This is a genomic window from Undibacterium sp. TC4M20W (assembly GCF_049340245.1).
Taxonomy (GTDB): Bacteria; Pseudomonadota; Gammaproteobacteria; order Burkholderiales; family Burkholderiaceae_D; genus Undibacterium.
The window spans coordinates 173,506-188,857 of record NZ_JBMPPI010000006.1; the positions used below are offsets into that span (position 1 = coordinate 173,506).

The 15,352-nt window shown below is 53.2% G+C and carries 12 protein-coding genes; 2 read left to right on the forward strand and 10 right to left on the reverse strand.

Translation table 11 applies throughout. The annotated features are described in order from the left end of the window. Positions 1-20: 20 nt before the first annotated feature. From pdeM to ACO0LL_RS10430, 9 genes are all read right to left on the reverse strand, one after another. Entirely contained in the window at positions 21-671 is a 651-nt protein-coding gene (gene pdeM / locus ACO0LL_RS10390) for a ligase-associated DNA damage response endonuclease PdeM (RefSeq protein WP_422950788.1), read from the reverse strand. Further along, entirely contained in the window at positions 668-3,142 is a 2,475-nt protein-coding gene (locus tag ACO0LL_RS10395; RefSeq protein ID WP_422950789.1) for a ligase-associated DNA damage response DEXH box helicase, read from the reverse strand. The genes pdeM and ACO0LL_RS10395 overlap by 4 nt, the downstream gene beginning before the upstream one ends. Next, a complete protein-coding gene (locus ACO0LL_RS10400) occupies positions 3,126-4,769 on the reverse strand; it encodes an ATP-dependent DNA ligase (RefSeq protein ID WP_422950790.1) in 1,644 nt (547 codons plus the stop codon). Before ACO0LL_RS10400 ends, ACO0LL_RS10395 begins: the two co-directional genes overlap by 17 nt. Next, positions 4,762-5,844, reverse strand: a complete 1,083-nt coding sequence (locus ACO0LL_RS10405; protein WP_422950791.1) for a ligase-associated DNA damage response exonuclease — start codon at positions 5,842-5,844, stop codon at positions 4,762-4,764. Before ACO0LL_RS10405 ends, ACO0LL_RS10400 begins: the two co-directional genes overlap by 8 nt. A 141-nt stretch (positions 5,845-5,985) precedes the next feature. Continuing rightward, positions 5,986-6,297, reverse strand: coding sequence for a DUF3325 domain-containing protein (locus ACO0LL_RS10410; RefSeq protein WP_422950792.1), 312 nt, complete (start codon positions 6,295-6,297; stop codon positions 5,986-5,988). Then, positions 6,290-7,963 (reverse strand): PepSY-associated TM helix domain-containing protein, encoded by a 1,674-nt coding sequence (locus tag ACO0LL_RS10415; protein WP_422950793.1) that lies wholly within the window; start codon positions 7,961-7,963, stop codon positions 6,290-6,292. The genes ACO0LL_RS10410 and ACO0LL_RS10415 overlap by 8 nt, the downstream gene beginning before the upstream one ends. 14 nt (positions 7,964-7,977) lie before the next feature. Then, positions 7,978-8,274, reverse strand: a complete 297-nt coding sequence (locus ACO0LL_RS10420) for an iron uptake protein (protein WP_422950794.1) — start codon at positions 8,272-8,274, stop codon at positions 7,978-7,980. A 4-nt stretch (positions 8,275-8,278) separates the two neighbouring features. Further along, positions 8,279-10,717 carry a TonB-dependent siderophore receptor gene (locus tag ACO0LL_RS10425; RefSeq protein WP_422950795.1) on the reverse strand — a complete coding sequence of 813 codons (2,439 nt, stop codon included), beginning with the start codon at positions 10,715-10,717 and terminating at the stop codon, positions 8,279-8,281. 569 nt (positions 10,718-11,286) lie between these two features. Continuing rightward, complete coding sequence (locus ACO0LL_RS10430) at positions 11,287-13,380, reverse strand: TonB-dependent receptor (protein ID WP_422950796.1); 2,094 nt, start codon at positions 13,378-13,380, stop codon at positions 11,287-11,289. A 416-nt stretch (positions 13,381-13,796) separates the two neighbouring features. On the opposite strand from ACO0LL_RS10430, the gene ACO0LL_RS10435 reads away from it, so the two are divergent. Both ACO0LL_RS10435 and ACO0LL_RS10440 read left to right on the forward strand, forming a co-directional pair. Then, positions 13,797-14,027 (forward strand): hypothetical protein, encoded by a 231-nt coding sequence (locus tag ACO0LL_RS10435; RefSeq protein WP_422950797.1) that lies wholly within the window; start codon positions 13,797-13,799, stop codon positions 14,025-14,027. Positions 14,028-14,068: 41 nt separating this feature from the next. After that, a complete protein-coding gene (locus ACO0LL_RS10440; protein WP_422950798.1) occupies positions 14,069-14,620 on the forward strand; it encodes a fasciclin domain-containing protein in 552 nt (183 codons plus the stop codon). 87 nt (positions 14,621-14,707) lie between these two features. Here the strand turns inward: ACO0LL_RS10440 and ACO0LL_RS10445 are convergent, their stop codons facing one another. Next, entirely contained in the window at positions 14,708-15,346 is a 639-nt protein-coding gene (locus tag ACO0LL_RS10445; protein ID WP_422950799.1) for a phosphohydrolase, read from the reverse strand. Positions 15,347-15,352: the final 6 nt, after the last annotated feature.

Genomic DNA, 15,352 nt, shown 5'->3' on the forward strand with positions numbered 1-15,352 from the left:
CTGCAATAAGGGGAAATAATTCAATTGCCAATTTTCATGACCCTGTCGTCTGCAATAATAAATATCTGCTCTCCCACTTGCGGGGACATGGTGTAGGTGCCGGTAAAAGCGCCGAAGGCAGGCAGTATCGTGCGCCGTTCACCGACGACAAAGCAGGGCAAGCGCAGCGAATCACGTTTGCCATACAAATGAAAAGACGGGTGCACATGGCCGGCCAGCACATAACCGTCGCTTTCAATATCAGGATAATGGCAAAAGGCGTATGGCCCGCTGCGGAAAGGTTCATTGACGATATGGATGCCTAATTCCTGCGGCGGGTCGCCCGCCCGCAAATCATGGTTGCCACGTACCAGTGTCATTTCAAGTGCGGGATGGCTAGTGCGCCAGTTGAGCAGGCTTTGTAGCGTGGCTGCTGAAATATCAGGCGCATGCAAAAAATCCCCCAGAAAAATAATGTGCTGGGTCGGGTAGAGCATCATCAGCTCATCCAGTAGTTCAAGATTTTGTGCTGTCGTGCCATGCGGCACTGGCACACCCAGGCGGCGGAATGTGGCAGCCTTGCCAAAGTGAATATCGGCAATGATCAGTGTTGAATTGCTGGGCCAGTACATGGCTTTCTGTGGCAACAGCATGAGCATTTCACCTGCGACCTCAAGTTCCAGTGCCATCATGATTGCGCCGCCTTTTCAAGCTCACGCACCATACGGGCGATACGGTCCGAAAGTTTTTCTGTACTGAGTTTTTCGCGGAACAGTTCCACCATGAGCGGGAAGGCAAACGGCGTGGGTCTGGCTATTTGACGCAAGACAATTTGTTTTTGCTGTAGCTGCTGCAAGGTCTGGCGCAGGCGTGTCAGTTCCAGTTCCTGCTCCAGCACTTCACGCTGGGCCTGGGTCAGCAACAAATTTTCAGCATCATGCTTGCGAAATACTTCAAAAAACAAACTTGATGATGCCTGTAACTGGCGGTTGGATTTTGGCTGGCCAGGGTAGCCCTGGAATACCAGGCCCGCGATGCGGGCAATTTCGCGAAAGCGTCGCTGCGACAGTTCAGTCGCATTCAGGCTCAGCAAGACATCTTCCAGCAGCATGTCGGTGCTGAACAGGGCGGTCTCTTTGCCTGATTCTGCATTAAACAGTAAAGCCCAGTCTGTGGACTGCGGCGCCAGCAACTCAAAGCCATAATCATTAAAGCCTATCGAAAAAGTATTTGCCTGGTGCTTTGCCATGCGGTAGGCCAATAGCGCAGCCAGGCCCGCATGCACGGCGCGCCCTTCAAACGGATACATGAACAGGTGAAAGCCTTCGCGGCTTTGCATGGTTTCTATCAAGAGTATCTCTGGCGTTGGCAGGGCAGACCAGCGTTGCTGTATGTCGAGCAAGGGTTTCAGCGCTTTCATTTCAGGGCCATCAAATTCCTGCCTGGCGGCGAGACGCAGTTGCTCCAGCGCTGCATGGGCCAGTTCAGAAGATAAAGGCATTTTACCGCCTTGCCAGCGCGGTATGGTTCCCTTTTTACCCACGGCACGTTTGACATAGGCAGTCATTTCATAGACGCGGATAAACTCCAGTATCCTGCCGCCAAACAAAAAGTGATCGCCCTTTTTCAGGCGCGAGATAAAAGATTCTTCTATCGTGCCTATGCGGCTGCCGCTGATGAATTTAACGCTGATCGATGCTTCAGAAACGATGGTACCTATGCACATGCGGTGCCTGCGGCCTATGGCGGGATCTGGCACGCGATAGATGCCGTCTTCACCTTCAACCACTTTATGGTATTCAGGATAGGCAATCAGGCTCTGCCCACCGCGGGCGACAAAATCGAGCACCCATTGCCATTCATCAAGACTCAGATTGCGGTAGGAATATGCCGCCCTGACTTCTGCATACAGGTCTTGCGAACGAAAGCCGCCACCCAGCGCCACCGTCACCACATGCTGCACCAGCACGTCGAGTGGCTTGTCAGGTACCTGGCGGGCTTCTATCTGGCGCAGGGCAACGGCCTGTTTGGCACCTGCAGCTTCGAGCAATTCCAGCGTATGCGTGGGCACCAGGGTTACCCGTGATACGCGTCCGGGTGCATGGCCACTGCGCCCGGCTCTTTGCATGAGGCGCGCGACGCCGCGTGCGCTGCCGATTTGCAGTACCCGTTCCACCGGCAAAAAATCCACGCCCAGGTCCAGGCTGGATGTACACACCACGGCTTTTAATTGTCCCGCTTTCAGGCCTTGCTCAACCCAGTCCCGTACCTGCTTGTCCAGCGAACCATGATGCAGGGCGATGACGCCCGCCCAGTCTGGGCGCGCTTCCAGCAGGTTCTGGTACCAGATTTCTGCCTGTGAGCGGGTATTGGTAAATACCAGGGTACTTTGATGTTTGTCAATTTCTGCGGCAACCGCGGGCAGCATTTGCAGGCCCAGATGACCGGCCCAGGGGAAGCGTGAGGGGTTCGCTGGTATCAGCGTATCGACCTTGATCTTCTTCTGGATCTGACCCTGTACCAGCAAGCCATTGCCGACACCCAGCAAGGCATCGCGTGCCTGTTCCAGGTTGCCCAGGGTTGCCGACAAACCCCAGACCAGCAATTGTGGATTCCATGCCTTCAGCCTGGCGATGGCCAGTTGGGTTTGTACGCCACGCTTGTTACCCATCAATTCATGCCACTCATCGACGATGATCATGTCCAGTTGAGCAAACTGGGCATGGGCATCGTTCTTGCTGAGCATCAGCGACAGGCTTTCTGGTGTGGTGATCAGGGTCGCAGGCAAGGCCTTGGCCTGACGCGCACGCTCGGCAGAGCCGGTATCACCGGTGCGTGCGCCTATGCTCCATCGCGGCAATAACTCATCTGGCAACTCAGTCAGGGGCTCTTGCAAGGCACGCAAGGTATCTGCTGCCAGCGCCCGCATGGGCGTGATCCACAATACCCTGAGACCTGCTGTGCTTCTTTTATTCGGCTTTCTTTCCATGGCCCGCAACAGCGCAGCAAACCAGACGGCATAAGTCTTACCTGAGCCTGTACTCGCATGCAATATGCCAGACTGGCCGGCATGCGCTGCTTTCCAGACTTCGCGCTGGAAGGGAAAAATTTTCCATCCCTTTGCAGCAAACCAGTCTTTGACTGCCTTAGTTGCCAAGCTCATGCGTTTTGCCAGCCAGTAAATTTTTCAAGTCATCCAGGGTATTGGCTTCTTCTATCTGCTTGTCTTCACGTCGCCGTAGTATGCGTGGGAAACGTACTGCAATGCCAGCCTTGTGCCGCGTGGAAAGCGAGATACCTTCAAAGCCTATTTCAAACACCATGCTGGGTTTGACGCTACGTACCGGGCCAAATTTTTCTATGGTGGTCTTGCGGATCACGGCATCAACCTGGGCGATTTCTGCATCCGTCAGGCCGGAATACGCTTTGGCAAAAGGCACGAGTATACGTTTGCCGCTGGCATCTTCATCCCACACTGCAAAAGTATAGTCGGTATACAGCGATGCGCGACGCCCATGGCCGCTCTGGGCGTAGATCAGTACTGCGTCGATGGAATAAGGATCGATCTTCCATTTCCACCATGTGCCTACATCCTTGGTGCGGCCCACGCCATACTGGGCATTGACAGCCTTGAGCATCATGCCCTCGACACCCAGTGCACGGGAGTTCTGGCGTAGCAGGGCCAAGTCCTGCCAGTCCGGTTTTTGTAAGACGGGGGAAATCCTGAGCGTGGGGTTGTTGACGCTGGTAACCAATTTTTCCAGCAGGGCACGTCGTTCATGTTGTGGCAGATGGCGCAAGTCAGCTTGTTCCAGCTCCAGCAAATCATAGGCCACCAGCACGGCTGGCAGCTCGGACAAGAGTTTTGTAGTGAGGCTCTTGCGGCCTATGCGTTTTTGTAAATCAGCAAACGGGGCAGGGCGGTCTTCAGTCCACACCAGGATTTCACCATCAATGGCGGTGCCATTTGGCAGGGGGACAGCGGCTATTTCCGGGAAACGTTCAGTAATCAGGTCTTCGCCACGCGACCACAGATATGTCTGGTTGTCACGGCGCAGCAGTTGCGCACGTATGCCATCGTATTTCCATTCTGCCTGCCAGTTAGTGATGTCGCCCAGGGATTCTGGCGCAGCGGATAACTGATGCGCCAGGAAAAATGGGTAAGGCTGGCCGCCACGCAAACTATGTTCCTGGTCTGACTGGGGGGCTATCAGTTTCATGAAGCCATCTGCTGTTGGCGCCACACGGCCATCTGTCCAGCCCATGAGCCTTTGTGCGATCAGCTTGTTATCGACTTTGGCGACATCGCCAAGTGCGCGCGTGACCAGCAGTTTCGATACGCCTACCCGAAAGCCGCCGCCTATCAGTTTTCCCAGCAAAAAACGTTCGGGTGTGGCCAGTTCATCCCAAAAAGAAAACAGGGCGTTGCGTATCAGCTCTGGTGTTGCGCCACGCAGAGGGGCGATTCTTTCCAGCATCCAGTTTGCCAGGCCAACATGGGCTTGCCGTACAGGTGGTGGCAAGACATGGGCGATGGTTTCCGACAGGTCGCCTACCGCCTGATAGCATTCTTCAAACAGCCATTCTTCGATGTTGGCATATTCCATGGCAAACTGTCGCAGCAGTTTGCTCGGTACTGCCTGACGTGGTTTGCCGCCCGCCAGAAAATACACTGCCCATGCCGCATCCTCAGGTGGTGATTGGCTGAAATACGTTTTCAAAGCATCAAGCTTGCGGTTGGTGGATGTGGTTTCATCCAGTTGGGCGTAGAGCTGGGCGAATTCACGCATGATCGCCTTCTTTGGGTTTTTCTGTTCCCGTTTCTGTTCCCGCTACTGCTGCCTCTACAGCAACTGTTGCAGAGGCTTCGTCTTCATCCCCGTATTCAGTATCAAAGCCAGATGCCTGCAAGCCTTGTTGCTGCAAATAACGCACCATGACGGGTATTGATCCATGGGTGACGATAATGCGTGAGGCACCCGTTGCATTGATCGCCTGCATCAGGCCCGGCCAGTCGGCATGGTCAGACAGCACAAAGCCCCTGTCCACGCCACGCCTGCGCCGTGCGCCCCGCAACTGCATCCAGCCGCTGGCAAAGGCATCGCTGAAATCGCCAAAGCGTTTTATCCATGGCGAATTGCCAGCAGAAGGCGGGGCGATGACAATTGCCTGTTTGAGCTCATTCTTGTCGTTGACATCGCTGACCATTTTTGTTGCTGGCAAGCGTATGCCCGCTTCGCGGTAAGCATGGTTCAGCGGTTCGACTGCACCATGGCAGATAATGCTGCCTATGCTGGCATCGAGCCCATGCAAAATACGTTGTGCCTTGCCGAATGAATAAGACAGCAGCACGCTGGTCCTGCCCTGCGCGGCATTATTGCGCCACCACTGATTGATGTCGTCAAAAATACTTTGCTGGGCCTGCCAGCGGTAGATGGGCAGGCCAAAGGTGGATTCGGTAATGAAGGTGTGACAGGCGACAGATTCAAAAGGGGCGCAGGTGCCGTCTGCCTCTACCTTGTAGTCGCCAGAGGCCACCCACACTTCACCCTTGTATTCCATCCTGACCTGGGCAGAACCCAGCACATGTCCGGCAGGGTGCAGGGAGATCGTCACGCCATTGTGCACGCGCTGCTCGCCGTATTCCAGCCCTTCTATGCTGATATCACCCAGTCTCGATTTCATCACGCCGACACCAGCCGCTGCCGTCAGATAGTGTTCGTTCCCTATCCTGGCATGGTCAGAGTGCGCATGGGTGATGATGGCACGCGGTACCGGGCGCCAGGGGTCGATGTAGAAATCACCCGGCACGCAATACAGGCCTTCCTTACGGTTAACAACCAGATCACGCCCCAGATCACCCACGAGTTTCCCCTTGCATTTCCATTCAATTGATAGCCCGCCTGCTGATGGGGCTATTGTAAGTTGAATTGATGATGGCAGAGATATATTGGTGTCTCTGTGCGACAGCGTACTTTATGGGAAGAGGTGGCCCTCAGGAGTGATTTATGACCAGAATACCAGCACCCGCAACCAGTGCGGTCGCCAAGTCAGGGTAAAGGCTGTGCTGATGGCTGCAAACGCGACTGCCATAATCCATACCAGAGCTGCCATGGATGCATGATCGACTTTCAGGCAAAGTAGCAGTGAGGCAAACAAGCCCACTGCACCGAGACAACGTAGCCGTGTGACCAACTGGGGCGATTGGGGAAGAGTACCGCGTACCTGTTCCCAGTGCACTTCCATGGCCAGCGCCAGCCATCCCATGCCCGCCACACTGGCAGCCAGGGCGGCAATCAAGAACAGGGTATCAGGCATGGACAGTTTCCTTGTTTGATGCAGATGCTGTACTGCTTGCCCTTTGCCTCAGGTTACGGGCAGCCATCACTGCCACGGTAGCGCTGGCCAATATGAACAGATCGATACCGGCCACAGGCCAGTAAGTATTGCCGAGGGTACGCAACAGGTGATCACCTGTCGTGATCCAGTTCAGCAAGACAGTGCTCACCGCCATTGCTGCTATTGCCCAGCATTGTTCCTGCCATGCTGGTGAAATGCCAGCTTTGGCGACCGGGGCAGAACGCCAGAAGGCATGTACCATAGCCAATACCCAGCTCGCCCAGAACAGGTATTGTTCAAGATCGCCGCGTGCGGGCCAGCCGGCAGGTAGCTGGTCTGGCAGCAGCCGGTTGGCTGTCAGCATGCCCAGGGTGGCAAGCAAGGTGCCCGTTACCGTGGTCACTGCCAGCGCATCGACAATGCGCACACCCTGGCTGCCCTGTTTGGCATGTTGCAGTTTGCGTTTTTCAACGAAGAAGATAAAACCTGTGGCAATGCAGACGCAACCTGACAGTCCACCAAATACATACAGCCAGCGTAACAGCCAGTGGCGGAAATGTTGCAGGTGCAGGCCAGTCAGAAATTCATTGACGGTAGCTACCGCAGTTTGCGGCGGATCTTCACGCAAGACGGTACCTGTCGATGCCTTGAAGTGTATGCCTTCGCCAGTGAGGGCAATGCGGTCTGTGCCGGCCCGGTAAACACTGACATAGCCATTGCTGTCACCGACATGCTGTAGCGCCAGGAAGCCGATCTCGCCTGCCATGCCACGGGCGGCCCAGCGGCGTTGCGCCTCGGCCATCATGGCATCTACTGACGCCAGTGGAGCCACAATGCCAGAGCGATGCTGCGGCAGGCCAGTTTCCTGCGCTTCGAGTTTTTCATGCAGTTCATGCAAAGGGGCAAGCTGGGTCTGGGTGACAGGGAAATAAATTCCAGCAAAAATGATCAGGCCTGTCAGGGCAAAGAAAAAATGGAAGGGCAGGGCGACCACGCCTGTCAGGTTATGCAAATCCAGCACGCGGCGCTGGCCACGTTTTTTGGCGCGGAAAGTAAACAATTCCCGGAATATCTTGCGGTGCATGACGATGCCACTGACCAGGGCAATCAGCATCACCATGGCAGCGAACCCGACTATCCAGTAGCCCAGGCTCAGCCAGTTCAGGTGCAGACTGTAATGCAATGGGTAAAAAAACTGGCTGCCGATTTTGAGGCGATCATCGGGCAGCGCATTGCCATTGCGCGGGTCTATGGTGCGCGATCCCCAGACCGCATCTTCAGGGTCTTTGGCATTGGGAATTTCATAGCCAGAGAAAATGCCCAGTACCGGATCGCGGTGGGTGGTGTAGGCACCCCAGCGGCGTACGGTATCAAAATGCTCAGGCATGGCCCCCTTGACGCGCTCGCGCATGGAGTTAATGCTCTCAGCCGTGGGTTGCATGCTCTCGAAAACCGGGCGCAGCACCTTGTCAAAAGATGGCATGGGTTGCGGCGCAAAGCGTGATTGCGGAATCGCCCAGCGGTCTATCTCACGGTCAAATACCGACAGCGCACCAAAGAAAAACACCACGATAAGAACAAAGCCTAGCAGCAGGCCCAGCCAGGTATGCAGCCAGGCCAGTGCAAGACGGGAATTTTGGAACATGGTGATTTCTCTCTTCAAACCAGGGTGTGTTGCAGCGCTGATGCGCATACGGCCATCAAGGCGCCGCCACCACCCAGCAACAGCCACAGGCGCAACATGCTTTTAGCGATGAATGCCCACAGGAAGGCACCCAGATACACCAAAAAAACCAGCATGCTGCTGAGGTGCTCGGCATCATGAAAGGACATGCCAAGCGCAAACAAGCCAGCCATTCCCAGGGTGATGAAACCCCAGGAAAAAATGTAGGCACCCAATATGGCGACTACAAAACGATGGGCCAGAACCAGCCTGGCGGGCGCTTGGCTTGCCATGGCATCAGAACTTATAGTTCATGTTCAGGTTCACACTGCGCGGTTCACCCCAGGTGTAGGTACTATACCAATTGAAGATGGTGTAATACTTTTTATCGAACAGGTTTTTCACGCCGATCGACGCAGACAACTGTTTGCTGAACTCATAGCGTGCCATGGCATCAAACAGCCAGTAGCTATCGACGGTATGGCGTATGGTCTCACCCGTAGGTTTGCTGATGTCACCCCAGGTCTTGTCTTGCCAGCGTGCGCCGCCGCCCAGTGTCAGGGCATTTTGTTTATAGCTGGTATATAGGCTGAACTGGTTGGACGGCGTCAGGGTAGCTACACGCTCACCCTGCTGGCGTGAGATATTGTGTGAGTAACCTGCATGCATTTGCCAGCCTGCTGCCAGTTGACCTGACAGTTCCATTTCATACCCCTTGGTCTTGACGCCTTGTGCTGCACGATAGGCAATGCCACCCGATGGTGTCAGGCCACTGGTTTCTATGGCAAAGTTATCCTGCACCAGTTCAAACACGGCTGCTGAAATATTCAGTCTGTCACCAAAGAAAGCGGCCTTGACACCGGCTTCATAATTCTTGCCTTCAACCGGTGCCAGTGTGCGGCCCTGCATATCCTGATTGGACTGCGGGCTGAAGATATTGGTATAGCTGGCATAGATCGAGTAGTTTTTGTTGATATCGACTACGGCACCGACATAAGGAACGAATACGCCGGATTCTTCCATGCCCTGTTCGCGGTTGCGGTAACTGGACCAGCGGCCACCGGTGATCAGCTTGGTGCTGTCATTCAAATCCCAGCGGGCTGCAGCATACAGGCCACGTTCACGCGTGGTTTCATCATTGCCAAAACTGGGTGTTGAAGGCCAGACCGGCTCAGCCACATTGCCTTGCCAGTGATAAAAATCCGGCACTGTGGTGCTGTAGCTGGAAGGTGCGCTGTAGCCATTATTGGTCCAGCGGGATTTGGAGAGGCTGCCACCTATCACCAGCTCATGCTCACGCCCGCCCAGAGTGAAGGGGCCGCTGACATAGCCATCAAATGCGTCGCTGGTGGTGCGGCCTACATATTTGCCTACCCACATTGATACACCCTTGCCATCTGCCGGATTGGGGTAACCACTGGCGGCGGCACCCAATGCGGCGTCATAGCCGTTGATCTGGTGGTTGTATTGCAATCTGGCGATCCAGCTATTGGCGAATTTGTGTTCCAGCGTAGCGAAGGCGGTGCGGGTATATTGATCCCAGTGGCTCCAGTTGGTGCCATTATTGTGAGAGCGTGGCATGTCATTGAACTCACCTTTTGAGTTCAGCAAAGGGATGCCGCCCCAGGTAGATGCCTTGGGTTCATTGTTCTGGAAATCGCCACCGATGGTCAGCAATGTGCCGGGGGCAATATCCGCTTCCAGGATGCCATACAGCGTCGATGTTGAACGTGAGTAGCGATCAAGATTTGACTGACGGTCCTGATAGGCTGCCACGCCGCGTACGCGCACGCTGCCGCTCTCATTCACTGCGCCACCGACATCAACGTCGCCACGGTAAGTATTCCAGGTGCCAGCCGAGACCGATGCATTGCCACTGAACTTGCGTGTCGGTTTTTTACGGATCAGGTTGATCGTTGCACCGGGCATGCCGCTGCCTGTCAACAAACCGGTTGAACCCTTGAGTACTTCCACACGGTCGTACAAGGCCATGTCACTCAGGGTATTACCCGCAGAGTAAGAGGAGTTGCGCGTCATGGGGATGCCGTCATACTGGAAATTCTGGATGGCGAAGCCGCGCGCATAGTATTCAGTGCGTTCACTGTCATATGTCACGATACTGATGGCAGGCGTGTGCATCATCACCTGGTCGATGGAGTTGAGGTTGAAGTCATCCATCTCTTGTCGCGTGACCACGCTGATGGTCTGTGGTGTTTCACGCGGTGTCAGTACCATACGTGTCGCGGTGGCGATGGTGCCAGGTGTATAAGACTCGCTGCCTTCCGTGATACGGCCCAGCCTGTTCGCAGTCACATTCACGCTTTGCATATTCACGGACGGCGTTGCTGTGCTGGTCGTTGTTGAAGCGTCGGCTTTGATGACCACAGTGTTGCCATCCTGTGTCGCCACCAGGCCGCTGCCAGCCAGCAGCAAATCCAGCGCCTCACGGTCAGCCAGCGTACCTTGTACTGCAGGCGCAGTCTTGCCCGTGACCTGGAAAGCCTGCAAGCTCATTTGCACACCAGCCTGGCGTGCCCACGTATTCAACGCATCACCCATAGGCTGGGCAGCGATATTATAGGAACGGGAAGCCGTTGCTGCCGTTTGTGCAAACGCAGATGTTGCCATGAAGGTGCTGGCAACCAGGGCTGCGCAGACAGTCAGTGTGGCAGTAATGGGCGCACGGCGCGTTGAATGTGCTAACGGAAGTGGCTGGAGTAAGAAAGAGCGGCGCATGTTTTCTTTTTGATATTAATGAGAATGAGAATGATTCGTATTATATATTAATCATGGGAAATGATTTGATATTTCACAAACTATGTTTGGGTTTTTGTCGAAGACCTATGCGTGGTTCGCCGATAAACTTCAGGGAAATTTGCAGATTTTTAGCAGGTTTGATTCCATATTGAACGCACTGGCCGGAGCCACATATGGAAGGGAGGGCAGATCAATTGACAGATTTTCCAGTTTTAATAATTTCTGAAATGTTGTATGTGCAGGCGCTTATGGGGGAATGCTGGGGGGATGCTGAGGAAATGCTATTGGACAGGCGACGATAGCTGCACAGGAAGTATGGGGTATTCAATAAAACGGATTCAGCTCAATACTATGCTTATATGTCGTTCCTCGATCCAACTGTTCGGATGAATATGCGCATGCCAAACTTGGGTGTATTTTTTCATCTCTACCGGGACAATATGTACATTACTATACATGACGCCATTATGGGGATATCTGGTAGAAACTCATGGGTGTGCATGAATGCAATGATACATGCATGCTCTGTCATTCCCTGTCATTCCGTGTCAAAAATTATGCGTCAGTGTCAGTCTCACAGAGCGTGGTTCAACCGGGTGGAAATGGATATCATTGACACCTTCCATGCTTTCACGCGGCAGTCGTGACTGGTAATAATAATCAATGTCGCTGGCCTGCTTGTTGAACAGGTTAAATACATCCACCGTCAGCTTGGTCCTGGCATTGATACGGTAACCCATGCGGGCATAGGCCAGCGTGGTCGATGAAGAGCGCACACTATTGTCTTCAATCAAGGGACGTGGGCCAAAATAACGCAGTTCAAAGCCACCGTACCAGCGGCCCAGGTCAGTCACTGTAACGCCAAAAGAGGCCACCTTGTCGATGGAGCCTGGGATGTAATTACCTGCCACATCATTTTGCGTATAACGCGCCCGTGATGCTGCCAGGTCAAGATCAAATAACAGCCATGGTCTGGCGATGTAATGGTTGTTCCATTCTATGCCGGTGCGGCGGCTGGCACGGCTGGGTTCGGTTTCACCGGCATCACCGACGAACAAGAGTTCAGAGGCAATATCCAGCCGCCACAGTGCCAGCGAGCTTTGCAGGCCGGGAATGATTTCTGTGCGCACACCCAATTCTGCGCCCCTGGTTTTTACCAGTGGTGTTACCGGTGTGGAGATGCCGCCATCAGGCAAGCGTGTCTGCGTAGTGCCGCGCGCATCATTGCTGTGAAAGCCGCTGCCATAGTTGATAAAATATTCGGTCTTGTTCCATGGGCCAAAGATCAATGACAACTTGGGCGAGACAATATGGTCACTGATCTTGCCTGAATTGCCGTCTATACTGCTGTTGACATCAAAGCGATAGGCATCGTAACGCAACCCGGCGATACTGCGGAATTTTGGGTGCCACTGTATGGAGTTTTCTGCATAAAAACCAGCGCTGGCTTCTTTCACGCTGTCTTCGCGTATCGTTGATATGCGTTGTTGAGCGATGGTGTTATAAATGCCGACGGGCGATAGTTTATCGTAACGCAACTGCACACCTATCTTGCTGTGCATTTCAAGATCAGCCACAGTCAGCGGCCAGGTCTGGCTGATATTCATGCCCAGCATCTGGCGCTTCTCACTTTGGCTGAACTGGTCACCCATATCAGGGTTAGCCAGGAAATACGTAAAGTTGCTGAACAGGTCAAGACTGGATTGCACTGCATAGGCATCCATTTCAAACACACCATCCTGACTACGCTTTTTCATGGCATAAGACAGGCTGTAGCGTGAGCTTTGTCCACCATCCGTAGGGTCAAGCGCACCAAAGCGGCTGATCTGGCCTGACTGCACTGCACGCAAGGGTATCTGGTCTGTGGAATTCCAGTTATTCTTGTAAGCCATGGCTGTCACGCTGTAACCATCGTCATGGCTGCCCTGGCTATAACGCAGCACAGCACTGTACTTGCGCACATTCTCAGGATTAAGCCATGGACCATCATTGCGGTTGATCTCCAGGCCATATAGTAAATTGCCATTCGTCAGTGCCACTGAATTTGCCAGCACTGCCCGCTGATAGCCATAGCCACCCAAAGACAGGCTGGCGATGCCGGCCCCCAGCTTGTCAGCCAGGCGAAGGTGAGCCGCACCGGCAGAGGCAAAGTCACCTTCATCGGCAAAATACGTCCCCTTCTTGTAATCAATGCGCTGTACCAGCTCAGGGATCAGGAAATTCAAATCAGAATAACCCTGGCCATGCGCATGGGTACGCATATTGACCGGCATGCCATCAACAAAAGTGGCAAAGTCAGTGCCATGGTCAAGATTGAAACCGCGCAAAAAATACTGGTTGGCCTTGCCATCACCACTATGCTGGGTGACGATCATGCCTGGTACAAATTCCAGCAGTTCACCAGTACGCAGGGCAGGGCGGTTACTGACGAGATTGGATGTCACTGAACCCTGGCTGGCAGCATTGCTGGTGCCAACAGCATTATCGTAATTGCCGAGCACCTGGACGGTGGCGATTTTTTCTGGCTGTGCTGTTTCACTGGATTGTTGCGCCTGCGCAGCCGGAGCGACATGCATCAACATCACACCAAGGCTTGCCAGCAGCAGTACAAGTTCAGTGCGGTTTATCGTCGTCTTTTGCATTATTGCTCCGTATATATTCTTTTTATGTAGTTTGATTTCAATGCCTGCCCATCTGATCTGTCTGTATGAGAAAAGTAAAAATTCCTCATACTTTGCATTTAGATAAGCAAAAACCAGACCTGCCTGCATTCCTGTTCACTGCCTGCTTACTACACATGCTTGTGTCAGGGGGAAAAAGGATATTTCCTGCTGCTTTATTGCTGTCCTTACTTATTACGTTCAAAACAAACAAGCGGATTCACATTTTTTAAACATTTTTTTGCGCGGATATCGGGATGAAAGAAAACTTTATGAATGTGCTCAAGGAATGGCGAACCCTTAATTAAGCTGAGATTCCCCCGCATTGTCGTATCGCGTAGGGTGCGCCGTGCGCACCATTACCAGCAAAATCTTGCTGGTCACTAAACCAAAAGCCGGTGCGCACGGCGCACCCTACCGGGGAAAAAAATAAGCAACTCAGCGTCGTTATGCAGGACGCATTGCAATGCGTCGCATGTTCTAAATTGAATGAAGCAACAAAGGATTTATCACCTGCTGACTTCTTCCGTCAGACAGTATTGTTGCCGGGCTGTAAAAATAAGCCATTAGAAAATTTAAATTTACATTATTTAAAAATAATTGAAACCGATGTGATTTTCTCACCGTAGAACTTGATGCGAACTCGCACTTATCTTAAAAGGAAATGATCATGCGCAAATTTAATTACGCTCTTGTCTTCGCTGCCGCCATGGCTGCAACTTCCATTGTCAATGCTGCTGATGTCATGGTCGGTGGCCAAAGCATGTTGCCATCCAAAGACATCGTTGATAACGCCGTCAATTCTGCCGACCACACGACATTGGTTGCCGCCGTCAAAGCTGCAGGCCTGGTTGATACCTTAAAAGGCAAAGGCCCGTTCACGGTGTTTGCGCCAACCAATGCTGCATTTGCCAAGCTGCCAGCAGGTACCGTTGACACCCTGGTCAAACCAGAAAACAAGGCGACACTGACCAAGATACTGACTTACCACGTCGTACCTGGCAAACATGATTTCATGAGCATTTCTGCCCAGATCAAAAAGCAGGGCGGCCCCATAGAACTGGCGACAGCCAGTGGTGGCAAATTGTGGTTCATGATGAATGGCCCGCATAACATCAGCGTCAAGGATGAAAGCGGCAATGTCGCCAGCATCAGCACCTATGATGTGTATCAATCGAATGGCGTTATCAACGTCATTGATACCGTCTTGATGCCCAAGTAATGATGCGGCTGTAACCGATACAGAAGTATCAGATATAGCCAGAGTGAATGGTGAAGTATCAATGCCGGATTTTTTCCGGCATTGATTTTATGTATTCAGCACAGTATTGTTCAGCGCAATATTGTTAAGTGAAATCAGTTTTTCTAAAAAACGCTCACAGGCCACGTCCGGTGCCCATGGTTCCCATGGCTGGGAATTATAGATTTCTGCCAGCGGGTCTTCTTCGAGGATGGGCAGTTTGATTTGCAGTACATCAAGTACTTCATTACGCCGCCAGCCGGCGCAATGTACGGCTTCTGAGGCGGCGATCAGTTCATCTGCGAGTTTATGCAAGCGGTAATCCATATCATCCCATGCGGGTAGCTGATAGCGTCTGACGATCGCATCTGTGAGCCTGTCGCTGACTTCCTTGAACGGCGCGCCCAGTACGGCTTTCAGTGGTGAAATACAGTCGAAGGCCAGCAGGCCTTCTTCACCATCATGCAAGAGTTCGCGCAAGGCAGCTCCTGCGCTCATAGGCTTTTCTGTCATGGTACTGCGCAGGGCAAGTACGTTCAGGCTATGCTGGGCTACTGACAGTGGCCGTGGCCAACAGGATTCGCCACCCCAGCGGTAAGTTCTCGACAGTCTGTCTGCCAGGTCGCTATCCAGCCAGGCCTGGGGATCGGGGTTAATCAGATCCAGGCGCTTGCCTGACGGCAGCCTGATCCATGCTCTTGTTTTCAATGGTGC

Coding starts and splice junctions, on each gene's coding strand:
- ACO0LL_RS10415 (WP_422950793.1), bottom strand. CDS start 7,963: ATGTTCCAAAATTCCCGTCTTGCACTGGCCTGGCTGCATACCTGGCTG.
- ACO0LL_RS10430 (WP_422950796.1), bottom strand. CDS start 13,380: ATGCAAAAGACGACGATAAACCGCACTGAACTTGTACTGCTGCTGGCA.
- pdeM (WP_422950788.1), bottom strand. CDS start 671: ATGATGGCACTGGAACTTGAGGTCGCAGGTGAAATGCTCATGCTGTTG.
- ACO0LL_RS10420 (WP_422950794.1), bottom strand. CDS start 8,274: ATGGCAAGCCAAGCGCCCGCCAGGCTGGTTCTGGCCCATCGTTTTGTA.
- ACO0LL_RS10395 (WP_422950789.1), bottom strand. CDS start 3,142: ATGAGCTTGGCAACTAAGGCAGTCAAAGACTGGTTTGCTGCAAAGGGA.
- ACO0LL_RS10440 (WP_422950798.1), top strand. CDS start 14,069: ATGCGCAAATTTAATTACGCTCTTGTCTTCGCTGCCGCCATGGCTGCA.
- ACO0LL_RS10410 (WP_422950792.1), bottom strand. CDS start 6,297: ATGCCTGATACCCTGTTCTTGATTGCCGCCCTGGCTGCCAGTGTGGCG.
- ACO0LL_RS10425 (WP_422950795.1), bottom strand. CDS start 10,717: ATGCGCCGCTCTTTCTTACTCCAGCCACTTCCGTTAGCACATTCAACG.
- ACO0LL_RS10400 (WP_422950790.1), bottom strand. CDS start 4,769: ATGCGTGAATTCGCCCAGCTCTACGCCCAACTGGATGAAACCACATCC.